Origin of the sequence: Marinobacter sp. (assembly GCF_039977835.1) — a bacterium.
GTDB lineage: Bacteria > Pseudomonadota > Gammaproteobacteria > Pseudomonadales > Oleiphilaceae > Marinobacter.
Genome location: NZ_JBDWCL010000013.1, coordinates 87,721 through 100,712, shown reverse-complemented (window position 1 = coordinate 100,712; position 12,992 = coordinate 87,721). Strand labels below are relative to the sequence as shown.

Below are 12,992 nucleotides of genomic sequence, written 5' to 3'. Positions count from 1 at the left end.
AATACGTCGTGCTGCCGCTCAGGAAATCAGCAAATGCAGTTATTCCAGATACATATTAATGGTTAGTCCAGTTTTCCGGCGATTTCAAACCGGATAATCAGTCATGTCTGGAGAATTTTGGTTTTTGGTGTGCGGAGAAAGGCGATGGAAGGAGGGCAAGTCTTTGCACAAGATGCCGCAACGCCGCCAGTGGAGGACGGCGTTGCGAGAGGAAAATCTTCAGGCGATGGTTTCAAGCTCTTTGAGAGTCGGGTAATCGGTATAGCCGCGTTCGTCGCCACCGTAGAAAGTGCTGTCGTCCCATTTGTTCAGTTCTGCATGCTGGCGAAAGCGCTCTGGCAAATCCGGGTTGGCGATGAATGGACGGCCAAAGGTAACCAGGTCACAACGACCACTGCCGATGCGCTTGCGGGCTTCTTCAGCAGTGTAGGCGCCGTTTGCAATATAAGTGCCTTGAAATCCAGCCTGAATGGCATCAATCACTGACACCGGGCGGCCATTCGCATGGTTGCCCTGGAAGGAGTCTTCCACGACCTCGATGTAGCTGACACCCAAAGCGTTCAGTCGCTTCGCGAATTCACCAAAGGTTTCTTCAGGGTCTTCGTCGTACATTGCATTGAAACTCCCGGTCGGGCTGACTCGAACACCGACATTGTCCTTGCCCCATACGTCGATCACGGCTTCTATGACCATCAGTGGCAGGCGCATTCTGTTCTCGACGGAGCCGCCGAATTCGTCGCTACGCTGGTTGCTGCCGCTCTTGAGAAACTGGTCCAGCAGGTATCCGTTGGCGGCGTGTACCTCAACACCATCAAAGCCGGCGGCTTTGGCGTTCAGGGCGCCCTGGCGATACTGCTCTACGATGTCTCCCATCTCGCTCGCTTCCAGGGCTCGGGGCTCGGGAACGTCCACCATACCGGAGTCGGCACTGATGAAGGTTTTGGCCCCCTCCGGTTTGATCGCCGATGGCGCTACAGGCTTGTTGCCATCGGGCTGCAGAGCCGTGTGGGAAATGCGGCCGACGTGCCAAAGCTGCATATGAATGCGACCGCCTGCCATATGCACCGCACTGGTCACCTTGCGCCAGCCCTCAATCTGATCTTCCGAGTGGATGCCTGGCGTGAATGCATAGCCCTTCCCCTGGGGCGAGACCTGGGTGGCCTCGCTGATGATCAGGCCGGCGCCCGCACGTTGTTGGTAGTACTGGGCATTCATGTCATTCGGTACGTCCCCGGGCTGACTGGAGCGGGAACGGGTCAGGGGCGACATCAGCACACGGTTGGGCAGTGTGAGAGTGCCGATATCGTGCGGTTGAAACAGAGCATCGTTTACATTGTTCATTAACCATTCTCCTACGGGATTACCAAGATTTAATTAGACCAGTCTACTAGAGACTTTGGAAAAAAAGGTGTGTGGTCAGCGAATACCAAGGCACTGATGGAAAAAGACCCGCACAAACCGCTCCATGGGCTCGATGGACTTCAGGACCTTGGCCCTGAGAATAGCGCCTTCCCAGCCGGACAGCAGGAAGCTGGCCACATCAGCGGGGTTGATGGACTTATCCACATCCCCCGCCTGCCGTGCTTCCTCAATGCAGCGTTCGAAGCGCTTTTCCCAGCCCTGGAATACCGTGTCCAGGCGCTTGCGGAAGGTCTCGTTCTGCCCCGCCAATTCCTGGCCAAGGTTGCCGATCAGGCAGCCGCGGGTGAATTCGCCGCTAGCCATGGACTCCAGTCCGCTATCGAAGTAGGCACGCAGACGATCCACGCAGGAGCGGCTGCTGTCGTTGAGGATCCGATCCAGTTTGGTGTCGTATTCCTGCGCAAAGGTGTCGATGACAGCCAACCCGAAATCGTTCTTGCTGCTAAAATAATGGTAGAACGACCCTTTGGGTACACCGGCAGTGGTCAGCACGGCGTTGATGCCCGTGGCACCAAAGCCTTTCTGGCCGATCAGGTCGGCACCGGTGTGGATGATGTGATTGCGCGTGTCGCTCGATGTCATGGTTGTTATATTAGACCGGTCGTCTACAATGCGTCAAACTCGTAAAACCCGAGACGTTTAATCCCGAATTTTTTTGAAGGAGTCTGCCAGTGATTAAATCCCGTGCTGCGGTGGCGTTTGCCCCCAACAAACCGCTGGAAATTGTGGAAGTGGACGTGGCTCCGCCCCAGAAAGGGGAAGTGCTGGTGCGTATCGTTGCCACCGGCGTGTGCCATACCGATGCCTACACGCTTTCCGGTGCCGATTCCGAAGGTAACTTCCCGGCCATTCTGGGTCACGAAGGCGGCGGTATCGTCGAAGCCGTCGGTGAAGGGGTGACCTCGCTGGAAGTGGGTGACCACGTGATCCCGCTATACACCGCCGAGTGTGGCAAGTGTAAGTTCTGCACCTCCGGGAAGACCAACCTCTGCGGAGCCGTGCGCGAAACCCAGGGCAAAGGCGTCATGCCCGACGGCACCTCCCGGTTCTCCTACAAGGGGGAACCCATCTACCACTACATGGGCTGCTCCACCTTTTCCGAATATACGGTGCTGCCGGAAGTCTCCCTGGCGAAAATCCCCAAGGAAGCACCACTGGATAAAGTCTGTTTGCTGGGCTGTGGCGTTACCACCGGCATTGGCGCGGTACTGAACACCGCCAAAGTGGAAGAAGGTGCAACCGTGGCCATCTTCGGCCTCGGTGGAATCGGTCTGGCCGCCATCATCGGCGCCACCATGGCCAAGGCGAGCCGCATCATCGCTATCGACGTCAACCCTGGCAAGTTCGACATCGCGAAACAGCTGGGCGCTACGGATGTGGTCAACCCCAAGGATTACGATAAGCCGATCCAGGAAGTCATTGTTGAAATGACCGACGGTGGCGTGGACTACTCCTTCGAATGCATTGGTAATGTGGACGTAATGCGTTCGGCCCTGGAGTGCTGCCACAAGGGCTGGGGCGAATCCATCATCATAGGCGTGGCCGGTGCCGGCGAGGAAATCCGCACTCGCCCGTTCCAGCTGGTGACCGGCCGGGTGTGGAAAGGCTCCGCCTTCGGCGGCGTCAAGGGGCGCACCGAACTGCCGGGCTATGTGGAAAAGGCGGAAAAAGGGGACATCCCCCTGGATGTGTTCATTACCCACAACATGCCCCTTGAGGACATCAACGAGGCGTTCGAGCTGATGCATGAGGGCAAGAGTATCCGGTCGGTTATTCATTTCTGAAATGGTTCGAACAAAGCCCCGCGTTAATGAGGCGGGGTTCAGGAGCAGTTGATGACCGCAGGTAGTTCTTTCCGCTTCCGTTTTCGCGTTCGCTACGGCGAATGCGATGCCCAGAGTGTTGTGTTCAACGCCCGCTATGCGGACTACGTGGACATTTCCGTCAACGAATACATCCGCACTCTGTTCGGGGATTACCAGAATTTGCTGGACCAGGACCTGGACATCCAGGTGGTGAGCCTGACAGTGAACTACCGGGCGCCGGCACGCTTTGACGATGTGCTGGAGGCGCGGATCAGGGTAGGGCGTCTGGGCAACACCTCGTTCACCCTGCATCTGGAGTTTGTCCGTTTCGGTGATGAACAAAGGGTCGCCGAGGCGGATATTATCTACGTACTGATTCAGCCATCCGAGATGGCAAAAACACCGATACCGGCGCACATCCGCGAAAAGCTTGAGGTGGGAGGCCCCGGCGTGCTCATCAGTCACGCCGGGGAATAGAAGCCCAGAATGGCGGTCAGCCTTCCTGAAGCGCCTGTACCACGGCCTTGGCCGCGCCTTCAGAGGACGCGGGGTTCTGGCCAGTGATCAGCTTGCCGTCCACCACGATGTGCGGTGCCCAGTCGTCTCCCTTGGTGTAGGTGGCGGTGTTTTCCTTCAGCATGTCTTCCAGCAGGAAGGGCACAACACTGCTCAGGCCTACTGCTTCTTCCTCACTGTTGCTGAAGCCGGTCACTTCGCGGCCACCCACAATATTCTGCCCCGGCTTGATTTCCACATTCTTGAACACGGCCGGTGCGTGGCATACCGCGCCGATAATCTTGTCCTGCTCATGGGCGGTCTTGATAAGGGCCATGGACTTGTCGTTGTTTACCAGATCCCAAAGCGGGCCGTGGCCGCCCGGGTAGAAGAGGGCGTCGTACTCGTTCATATCCACATCTGCCAGTTTTTTGGTGCTGGCAAGGGCTTCCTTGGCATGGGCGTCTTCCTGGAACCGGCGAGTGGTTTCCGTCAAGGCATCGTCTGTTTCGCTGTTGGGGTCAACCGGCGGCTGACCGCCTTTTGGCGAGGCGATGGTAATGTCGGCACCGGCGTCCCTGAACACATAATACGGCGCGGTGAACTCTTCCAGCCAGAAGCCGGTTTTATGCCCGGTGTCTCCCATCTGATCGTGCGAGGTAAGAACCATCAGTACTTTCATGCAATCTGTCCTTTTGATCGTTTAATGGGTTCGTTATGACTGCCTACAGAGTCTTTGTTGCGTCGACTGTGGCGGAAATCAACTGTTGTTGAACAGTCATTACGGGCATGAGCGACGATCAGATCCTGCGGATGTCACTTACTGTATATTGTCTATACTTTGGGAGATCATGGACAAAAGACTGAACCGGGATTCCGGTATACGGTTTTGCATTCACTTCATGGAAGGGTGAACCCCTGTGCGTCACGTTATATTCTGTTGGCTTGTTGGCCTTGTTTTCGCCGTTCCATTGGTTTCCGCCGCAGAGGACAGACTGACCGTGACCGTGGGCATCAATCACGCCCCACCCTATCGTGTGGTAACCGATGAGGGTGTTACCGGCCTTTATGTCGATATTTTCAATGAGATTGCGGACAGGATCGACTGGAAAGTGCATTACGTGGAAGCACCGTTTCGTCGCATATTACGAATGATGGAAGACGGCGATATTGACGTCATGCTTGGCCCCCTGAAAACGAACGAAAGGGAGGAAATGATGGCGTTCGTGGCCCCGGTTTTTCCGCCAGAACGAAAACTGTTTTTCTATTATCGTGATCAACACCGCGTAACGGAGTATGACGACCTGTATGGCATGAAGATCGGCGTGCTGTCCGGTGCCAGTTATTTTGAAAAATTCGATACTGACGACGAGCTCACCAAAGAGCCGATAGCACGTTACGAAAACCTGATGCGAATGCTCGAGATGGGGCGGGTAGATGTAGTGGTCGCCCCCGAGCTGGTGGGGCGTTACACCGTGGATCAGTTAGGCATCAATGCCTCAGAATCACCCTATCAGGTGCCGGGTGAGCATTCCTATATTGCCATCTCGAGAAACTTACACGTGCTCTCCTGGCAGGACCGGATAAGTGCCACGTTTGAGCAGATCAGAAAGGATGGCACTTACGACAAGCTCGTATCAGGCTACAGGAAGCACGCCAGTAAATGACGCCTGACCGGAATGACCTGTGGTTTTTGCCTCTGGGAGGAACCGGCGAGACTGGTGATCACCCATGCCCATGAGGATCATATCGGGGCTGTACCCTATCTCTGGCCGTTGTTGCAGTGCCCCATCTACACCAGCCGCTTCACAGCGGAAATATTGCGCCGAAAACTGGCCGAGTTTGACCTGCTGCATCGGGTGCCCATTCACGTTGTAGAGGTGGGCGACCGCAGGACGATTGGTCCCTTTGAGGTGGAGTGGCTGGCGTTAACCCATTCCATCCCTGACCCTAACGCATTGATGATACGTACGCCGGCTGGCCGTATTTTCCATAGCGGCGACTGGAAGCTGGATGACCACCCTCTCACCGGGCGCTATAGGCCATCCCCGGCAACGAGGAGGCCATCCACACACTGATCAACAACCTCCGAACCCTGGGCGTGACAGTGGTTACCGCAGAGGACGCAGGATTCCCGATTCACGCTTCCGGTCATCCTGCACAGGACGAACTCAGAGCCATGTATGAGTGGGTGCGACCGGCCGTGGCCATCCCGGTGCATGGTGAGGAGCTCCACATGCAGGCCCACGCTGATATCGCCAGAGGCTGTGGTGTGCCCAGACGACTGGTAGGGCGGAATGGCGACCTGTTCATGATTCGCCCCGTTCCCGGGATGCGACGCCAGATTGTGGAGACTGGCCGGCTGGGCTGGCAGAAGCAGAAGCAGGAGCTGGTGCGGGTTTTCTGATTGTCAGATGAAATCGTCGAAATTCCGATAGTCGTTCGCAGCCTACCTGTATAAACTCAAGTCTGTTTCAAGCGTAATAAACGATCTCAGGAGGTAGTACCCCCATGGCAATCTGGACCCGCAGTATTCCTACCCTTGAACAAATGGCCGAGGGCAGCAAAAACACCGCTGTTGCTACTATGGGCATTGAATTTGTGGAAATCGGTGATGACTACCTGGTCGGCCGCATTCCCGTGGATGAGCGCACGGTGCAGCCGTTCGGCATTCTCCACGGTGGGTCATCCGTCGTGCTGGCGGAAACTCTGGGTAGCATGGCTGCCAACTATTGCCTGCGTAAGGAAAACCAGATTGCAGTGGGGCTGGATATCAACGCCAACCATATCCGCTCTGCCAGCAGTGGCTGGGTCTATGGCACAGCCCGCGCCCTTCACCTCGGTGGCACTACCCAGGTATGGGAAATACGCCTGGAAAACGAGGAAGGCAAGCTTACCTGTATTTCAAGGCTCACCATGGCCGTCATTGACCGGGGCTGATACTTCCGGGGCCTTGCGGTTGAGGATGCCCTGTTCGATGAAATCCTTCATCACAATGCCGTAGCTTTCGTCCGGCACTTCCCGGGCAATCCGGTAGGGGTGCCCGGCGCTGTCCGGAGTCTCTTTCAGCAGGTCCACTTCGCGAAAGGTGGTCAGCGGGTGTTTGTCCGCGTCTCGCACCAGTAGTACCCGGGGTTTGAGTTTGCTGGTGGGGTGAGTGGCCACGACAATGCCCACCTCACCGTTGGTCATTTCCACGATGGAGCCGGGCGGGTAGACGCCGATCATGCGGATAAATTCCACTGCCAGGGCCGCATCAAACTGGGCGCCCTTGTTCCGGTGAATAATCTGCAGCGCCTCCATTGAGGCCCGGCCCTTGTCGTACACCCGGGAGCTGGTGATGGCGTCGTAGGTGTCCACGAGCCCCACAATTTTGGCAAACAATGGAATCTGGTGCCCTGCCAGGCCGCGTGGGTAGCCCTTGCCATCCATGCGTTCATGATGCGAATAGGCCACATCGACCGCCGCGTGCGCAAGTCGCGGCAGAGCCGCCAGCACATCACGCCCGAACGTGGTGTGTTTCTTCATAACGGCGAACTCTTCGGGCGTGAGAGCTCCCGGTTTATTCAGGATGTCATCGTCAATGCGCATCTTGCCCACGTCATGGAGCAGCCCGCAGAGGGCGACAGTGCGGATCTCTCCTTCCAGCAGTCCCAGGTGCTTGCCGAAGGCCGCGGACAGAATAGAGACGTTGATGCAGTGTTCGGCAGTGTATTCGTCCTTGTTCTTGATTTTGGTAAGCAGCAGCAGTGCGTTATCGTTCCGCAGTACGCTGTCCACACAGCTATCCACCACCTGGTGGATCTGGTTCATCTCCAGTGTGCGCCCCAGCCGCAGGTTGGACATGATGTTTTTTGCGGTGGCCTTGGCATCCGCGTAGCTCATTGTTGCCGCGGCCATTTCCCGATTGGCGTCGACCTTGTTGATGTAGGTGACTTTGCGCTTGGGAATGGAAGAGGAAGCTGTTGATGTATCCGGTGGCGCGGGTTTGCCTGTCCTGGTTTTCCGGCTTGCGGGCAAACGCTCCGGGGTTTCCGGCACAACCTGCACCCTCCCTTCGACAAAGACGGTCTCGCACTGTTGCTGTACAGCGAGCAGGTCTTCTTCGTTCTGGAGGATAAACCCCTGCAGCAGGAAGTCTGTTTCTTCCCAGGGCCGGTCCAGACGAACCACATGCATCCCGATCTGCAACTGGGATACTGGGATTTCTGTCTCTATGATGTCCTGACGGGCCGTGTGCATAATGCAGAATCTCAAACCGGGAATGACAAGCTGACCAAACGCGCCCTGGTCAGACTTTAAGCACTATGACTAAAGTATGAGTGAATGCCGCTTCAGTGTATCGCTTGATTTCTAAAACATTGTCAAATGCTGTAACAAAAAGCGATGCTTTGTAGTCGGGATTCGCGAATGTCAGACATGAAGAAAACGCTATGTATAACGGGACAAACAGCATTCCGATGTGGGGGCTGGCCATGGCCGCCGCGCTGACGCCGTTGATTACCATTCACACAACCTTCGCGGTGTCGATACTGGAAGGCCATGTTTCCTGGTGTATTCCCTACTGGGACAGCTGTACCAGTATCAGTCGCACGGGCCGATACGGCACGAGTTATTTCATCTTCAAGGGAACCATGCTGCCGGCGGCGATTCTCGGCATCCTGTTCTGGTTTCTGAACGGGCGCTGGCTACTTCAGCTGGGAGCCACCACCCGGGGCCGCCTCTGGATTCCCTGGCTGGGCTTTGTTGCCTGTGTGTCGCTGGCGGCCTATACCCTGGCGCTTGGCCATGAAGGAGACGGCTTCAACCTGATCCGGCGTATCGGCGTGGTACTCTACTTCTCACTCACTTACATTGCCCAGTTACTGATCAGTTCCGCACTCAAGGGGCATCCTCGTTGGCACGTTAGCGGCAAGCGCCTGCTGTGGTTGTGCGAGTTGGCATTGTCGGTGGGCATACTCTCGGTGATCCTGGACGCCGTGGTGCCAGGGGTTCATGACCAGATAGACGATGCCTTCGAGTGGGTGCTGGCATTACTGATCAACCTGCACGCAATCTGGATTGCGGTACTCTGGAAGCAAAGCCGTTTCCGGGCCCGCGTATGGGCTGAATAGGGGGGTGTGTTACAGCGATACCAGGCCACGAACCAGCGCCGCTGCCCCTGCTACGGCGGCAATGCCCAGAATGACCGGCCGCAGCCCGTCAAACGGCATGCGATTGACCAGCTTTCCGGAAAGCCAGAATCCGATCAGTACACCGGGAAAGGTAACCGCAAACAGTTGCAGTTCCCGGTGCCCCAGGTATCCGGATGCCACAAGGGCGGCAATACTGAAAAAGCTTGCTACCAGAAAGAATGCGGACATATTGGCCCTGACCAACGGGCCCTTCTGATTCTGGTAGATCAATGCAATGGGTGGTCCACCAACAGCGGTTATGGTCCCCATATAGGTCGAAGCAGCCCCGGCCAGAACGCTGTTACGAGCATTCAGTGCAGGCCGCAAACCGGCCACGCTGAGCAATACGCCAATCAGGATCAGCACGCCGAATACCAGCTCGAAGCCCTTGGGTGAGATCATCATCAGTGTGACGCCCGCCAGTACCATCCCGGCAACTCCGCCACCGATGGCAAAGCGCACTTCCCGTATCTGCAGGGCGCCCCGGTTTCGCAGCACCATAAAAACCGTCAGCACTACCGCGTTCAGTACCAGCGGCGCCGGCACCAATACGGGGCTGATGAGAAAAAGTAACGGCGCAGCCAGGGTTCCAATGCCATACCCGGCCACGCCCTGCAGACAGGAGCCGGCCAGCAGGGCGAGGTTAGCAAGGATAATCTGCAGCAGGGAAAGGTCCGTCACAATCAAGGGTCTCGAACAGGTGGATGAGTGTTGATATCACAGCGGCGGAATAACTAAAACTGTTAAAATGAACCAATTGTCCCGGTCAGGAGATTTGTCATATGGTTGCAGAGGTAACCCCGGAATCTTGCCCCTGTGGCAGTGGTGAACCGTACAGGACCTGCTGTGGACGTTACCATCAGGGCAAACCGGCACCAACACCGGAAGCACTCATGCGCTCCCGCTACAGCGCATTTGTGCTGAAACTGGTCGACTATCTGAAGTCCACCTGGCACAGCCGTACCCGCCCGCAAAGCCTGGACCTTGAGGAATCGCCCAGGTGGGCGTCATTGCAGATACTGTCGTCGGGCGTTTCCGGTAGCGATGGCAATGTCCATTTTCGTGCCATCTACCGGGCTGGAACCAGTTGGGGTTACCTGGAAGAAAAATCCCGCTTCGTGCTGGAGGACAAGCGCTGGTACTACGTCAGCGGCGACACCACCGAAGGTGTTCTCAAGCCCGGCAGGAACGAGCCCTGTCCCTGTGGTAGCGGCAAAAAGCACAAAGCCTGCTGCCTCTGATTCGCGCTTGTGTCATCTGAAGTGTGCTAGATTGACGCACCGGATCATGAGGAAGCTATGAAAACCGCCACACCCGAAGCCACCAAGGGCGTTCTGTACGGCCTTTCCGCCTATACCATCTGGGGCTGTTTCCCGCTGTATTTTGCCCTGTTCGCTGGGGTGCCTTCGTACGAGGTCCTTATTCACCGGGTTATCTGGTCCTGCGTCTTTCTGGTTGTTGTGGTGACGGTTCTTAAACGCTGGCAGCCGGTAAAGGTGGCGCTGGCACGCCCCAGGAAACTGGGTTTCGTATTCGGTTGTGCGGTTTTTATTGCGGTTAACTGGGGTGTCTACATTTACGCGGTGGAAACCCGCCACGTACTCCAGGCCAGCCTGGGTTACTTCCTCACGCCACTGGTGAACGTGGGGCTGGGTATGCTGGTGCTGCGGGAGACGATTTCCCGCGTGCAGGTTGTGGCTGTAGTGCTGGCTGCCGTCGCCATTCTGTATCAGTTGTTCCTGCTGGGCCTGGTGCCCTGGATAACCCTGGTGTTGGCCTTCAGTTTCGGCACCTATGGCCTGTTACGCAAACAGGTGGAACTGGATGGTCTCTCGGGCCTGTTTGTGGAAACCCTGCTGCTTCTGCCTGTCAGTTTACTGGTACTGGGATGGTTGGGCTCTGCCGGCCAGTCTCATTTCATGGATAGTACAGCCCTCGCGCTTCTCCTGGTCTCCAGTGGGGTGGTCACCGCCGTTCCGTTGCTGCTCTTTGCCGGGGCAGCCCGCCGGTTACGCCTGGCTACGGTGGGCTTTCTGATGTATATCAACCCCACGCTCCAGTTCTTTATCGCATTGTTTGTGTTTGACGAGCCAATGAGCGGAGAAAAGCTGCTGAGCTTCGTGATGATCTGGATAGCGCTGGGGCTTTACTCCTGGTCGGCGTGGGCAGGGCGCGCGCGTTCCGTGTGAAATGCGGTTACACCGCGCAGGTACCACAGGCGTATTTCCGCTCGTAGCGTTTGTCTGCCCAGTTCTCGTAGACACGCGCTGCCAGGGGGTAAATGCCCGGCCATAGTAATGGCTTGAAGCAGAATCCGAAGCGGGTGTGAGACCAGGCGCGCACGTTGGCAGGCAGGCCAATTACCCAGTTGCCGTCACCGGTCAGCAGGTGAAGCCTGCGCAACATCGCTTCGCGGTCTGGCAGCATGCCTTTGCGGTTTTTTTGGGCATGGATATCGGCAAAAACCAGGTCGCCCCGCTGCAGCTTTCTCAGGGTACCGATTTCCTTTGCGCACAAAGGGCACTGGCCATCATAGAACAGGGTGTCCATCAATACCTCCAAGGGTCAGTATTTCATTCCGCACGCAGGCCTTTTCTGAGGCCAGGCTCGATATCAGGTTATTCAGCCCTGCCACGGATACCCGCATGTCGGGTTCGGTGGCAATGCTGTTACAGAAGGTGGCCAGCATTTCGATCTGCACGTGCAAATCCTGGAAATCGCCGAATCGTTGCTGACGATGTTTCAGTTGCCTGAGCATTTCCCGGAATGCAGGTTTGTCCAGTTCGGCAAGGTAGCGAATACGCTTGAGTAATTTCCGCAGTCGGTGGTAATCGCTGTCGGCAGACTGCCCGCTCAGTTGGTGAGCCAGCGTGTTGTATTGCTGTATACGCTTGTTCAGTGCCTTCCGGATGTCTTCGGTGGCCAGTTTCCGGATTATTTTTTCAAAGTGGCGGGATGTAATGAGCCAGTGCCAGTCGCCCATATCATTCCGGTATTTACGGCCCGTCAGTCGTGTGGTGAGAGCATGGTGCTCAAGGTCCGCCAGATTACTGAAATAGCTTCTGGCGCCGGAGCTGGTCAGCCCCGCCTGTATGTCTTCGTCGAGTTGCCACCGCTGCAGATCTGCCAGGAACACGTGAAGGTCCCGGAGTTGGCTGGTGGCCCGGGCATGTTTTTTCAGAGTTTTCACCGCCCTGCGCAGATCGGTGTCGGCGTTGATTTCACAGACAGATTCGGCAATGGCACGGCTGCGTCGGACAGCGATACGGTACTGATGCAGGAACTCGTTGTTATAACCCTGGATTACACCGGTTTCGAGATCTTGCATGCGACTGTATTGGTGCTGAAGCGCTTCGGGGATTTGTTGCGTCGGTGGAGCACCTGTACTGCCCGGGGTCTTCCGGCGTTTACGGTTGAACTGCTCATAGCTCACGTCTCGGGGCGTGAGGAACTGCTCCAGCTGACCCTTTCCCCTTGCCAGTTTGTGCCAGTGATGGACGGGCAGCGCAACTTGCATGAAAGCGCAGGTGGGGAAGCTGTCCGGCGCATGTTTTAACAGATAGCTCGCCAGCCCCTCCAAAGCTGGGTTGTGTCCGATCAGGGTAATGCTTTCCGAGTCCTCTGCCTTGCGTAACCAGTCAACCAGCACTTTATAGTTGAAGGTATATAACCTGGGGTCTACGTGGGTGTACTGGCGCAGGTCTTCAGGTACCAGGCCGTGCAGGGTCTGCTGTGCACGGGTCGCTATGCTGCAGAATATCGGGCCATTCAAAATACCCGCCGCCTGTACAGCCTTGCTCATGGGCCCGAGCTGTTTCAGGCCACGGCTGTTCAGGGGGCGCAGATGGTCGGGCAGGCTGTTATCGGCCCAGCTCGATTTGGCATGTCGAATCAGATACAGGTATTTCATCTGTGTCTCTGGGCAGGCGCTAGGCCTTTAGTCTAAATCCTGTTCAAGCCATTCGCCCGTCTGCCGATAAACCTTCAAGCAATATATCCCGGGACGTTAACGAGTTACGGCGCGAAAATACAGGGATGCCGCCTGCCTGTTTACGTTCGTATTACAAACTGGAACACACCCCGATGCACCATTGTG

General features: G+C 56.5%; 16 protein-coding genes. 9 read left to right on the top strand and 7 right to left on the bottom strand.

The features are described 5' to 3' along the window. Positions 1-219: 219 nt before the first annotated feature. Positions 220-1,341 carry an alkene reductase gene (locus tag ABJM11_RS05670; RefSeq protein ID WP_348295941.1) on the bottom strand — a complete coding sequence of 374 codons (1,122 nt, stop codon included), beginning with the start codon at positions 1,339-1,341 and terminating at the stop codon, positions 220-222. A gap of 75 nt (positions 1,342-1,416) precedes the next feature. Then, positions 1,417-2,004: a TetR family transcriptional regulator C-terminal domain-containing protein gene (locus tag ABJM11_RS05665; protein ID WP_348295940.1), complete on the bottom strand. Its 588-nt coding sequence runs from the start codon at positions 2,002-2,004 to the stop codon at positions 1,417-1,419. 89 nt (positions 2,005-2,093) lie between these two features. Between ABJM11_RS05665 and ABJM11_RS05660 the strand changes: the two genes are divergently transcribed. Both ABJM11_RS05660 and ABJM11_RS05655 read left to right on the top strand, forming a co-directional pair. Further along, positions 2,094-3,206, top strand: coding sequence for an S-(hydroxymethyl)glutathione dehydrogenase/class III alcohol dehydrogenase (locus ABJM11_RS05660; RefSeq protein ID WP_348295939.1), 1,113 nt, complete (start codon positions 2,094-2,096; stop codon positions 3,204-3,206). Positions 3,207-3,257: 51 nt separating this feature from the next. After that, positions 3,258-3,704, top strand: coding sequence for a thioesterase family protein (locus tag ABJM11_RS05655; protein ID WP_348295938.1), 447 nt, complete (start codon positions 3,258-3,260; stop codon positions 3,702-3,704). Positions 3,705-3,720: 16 nt separating this feature from the next. Here ABJM11_RS05655 and ABJM11_RS05650 read toward each other — a convergent pair whose 3' ends face one another. Beyond that, entirely contained in the window at positions 3,721-4,404 is a 684-nt protein-coding gene (locus tag ABJM11_RS05650) for a type 1 glutamine amidotransferase domain-containing protein (protein WP_348295937.1), read from the bottom strand. A 319-nt stretch (positions 4,405-4,723) separates the two neighbouring features. Here ABJM11_RS05650 and ABJM11_RS05645 point away from each other — a divergent pair, with 319 nt between their 5' ends. The 4 genes from ABJM11_RS05645 to ABJM11_RS05630 all read left to right on the top strand — a co-directional run bounded on the left by ABJM11_RS05645 (position 4,724) and on the right by ABJM11_RS05630 (position 6,662). Beyond that, entirely contained in the window at positions 4,724-5,389 is a 666-nt protein-coding gene (locus ABJM11_RS05645; protein WP_348295936.1) for a transporter substrate-binding domain-containing protein, read from the top strand. A 12-nt stretch (positions 5,390-5,401) separates the two neighbouring features. After that, positions 5,402-5,800: an MBL fold metallo-hydrolase gene (locus ABJM11_RS05640; protein ID WP_348295935.1), complete on the top strand. Its 399-nt coding sequence runs from the start codon at positions 5,402-5,404 to the stop codon at positions 5,798-5,800. 23 nt (positions 5,801-5,823) lie between these two features. After that, positions 5,824-6,129 carry an MBL fold metallo-hydrolase RNA specificity domain-containing protein gene (locus tag ABJM11_RS05635; protein WP_348295934.1) on the top strand — a complete coding sequence of 102 codons (306 nt, stop codon included), beginning with the start codon at positions 5,824-5,826 and terminating at the stop codon, positions 6,127-6,129. A gap of 104 nt (positions 6,130-6,233) precedes the next feature. After that, positions 6,234-6,662: a hotdog fold thioesterase gene (locus ABJM11_RS05630; RefSeq protein ID WP_348295933.1), complete on the top strand. Its 429-nt coding sequence runs from the start codon at positions 6,234-6,236 to the stop codon at positions 6,660-6,662. Here the strand turns inward: ABJM11_RS05630 and ABJM11_RS05625 are convergent. Next, positions 6,627-7,964, bottom strand: coding sequence for an HD-GYP domain-containing protein (locus ABJM11_RS05625; protein ID WP_348295932.1), 1,338 nt, complete (start codon positions 7,962-7,964; stop codon positions 6,627-6,629). The two genes, ABJM11_RS05630 and ABJM11_RS05625, sit on opposite strands and share 36 nt — an antisense overlap. A gap of 191 nt (positions 7,965-8,155) precedes the next feature. Between ABJM11_RS05625 and ABJM11_RS05620 the strand changes: the two genes are divergently transcribed. Continuing rightward, complete coding sequence (locus tag ABJM11_RS05620; RefSeq protein ID WP_348295931.1) at positions 8,156-8,836, top strand: hypothetical protein; 681 nt, start codon at positions 8,156-8,158, stop codon at positions 8,834-8,836. Between the two features lie 9 nt (positions 8,837-8,845). On the opposite strand, the gene ABJM11_RS05615 is transcribed toward ABJM11_RS05620, so the two are convergent. Then, complete coding sequence (locus tag ABJM11_RS05615; RefSeq protein WP_348295930.1) at positions 8,846-9,577, bottom strand: sulfite exporter TauE/SafE family protein; 732 nt, start codon at positions 9,575-9,577, stop codon at positions 8,846-8,848. A 101-nt stretch (positions 9,578-9,678) separates the two neighbouring features. Between ABJM11_RS05615 and ABJM11_RS05610 the strand changes: the two genes are divergently transcribed. Both ABJM11_RS05610 and rarD read left to right on the top strand, forming a co-directional pair. After that, positions 9,679-10,137 carry a YchJ family protein gene (locus ABJM11_RS05610; RefSeq protein WP_348295929.1) on the top strand — a complete coding sequence of 153 codons (459 nt, stop codon included), beginning with the start codon at positions 9,679-9,681 and terminating at the stop codon, positions 10,135-10,137. 57 nt (positions 10,138-10,194) lie between these two features. Next, complete coding sequence (gene rarD, locus ABJM11_RS05605; protein ID WP_348295928.1) at positions 10,195-11,085, top strand: EamA family transporter RarD; 891 nt, start codon at positions 10,195-10,197, stop codon at positions 11,083-11,085. Between the two features lie 7 nt (positions 11,086-11,092). On the opposite strand, the gene ABJM11_RS05600 is transcribed toward rarD, so the two are convergent. After that, positions 11,093-11,446 (bottom strand): DUF393 domain-containing protein, encoded by a 354-nt coding sequence (locus ABJM11_RS05600; protein WP_348295927.1) that lies wholly within the window; start codon positions 11,444-11,446, stop codon positions 11,093-11,095. Beyond that, positions 11,427-12,806 carry a CHAD domain-containing protein gene (locus tag ABJM11_RS05595; protein ID WP_348295926.1) on the bottom strand — a complete coding sequence of 460 codons (1,380 nt, stop codon included), beginning with the start codon at positions 12,804-12,806 and terminating at the stop codon, positions 11,427-11,429. The genes ABJM11_RS05600 and ABJM11_RS05595 overlap by 20 nt, the downstream gene beginning before the upstream one ends. Positions 12,807-12,992: the final 186 nt, after the last annotated feature.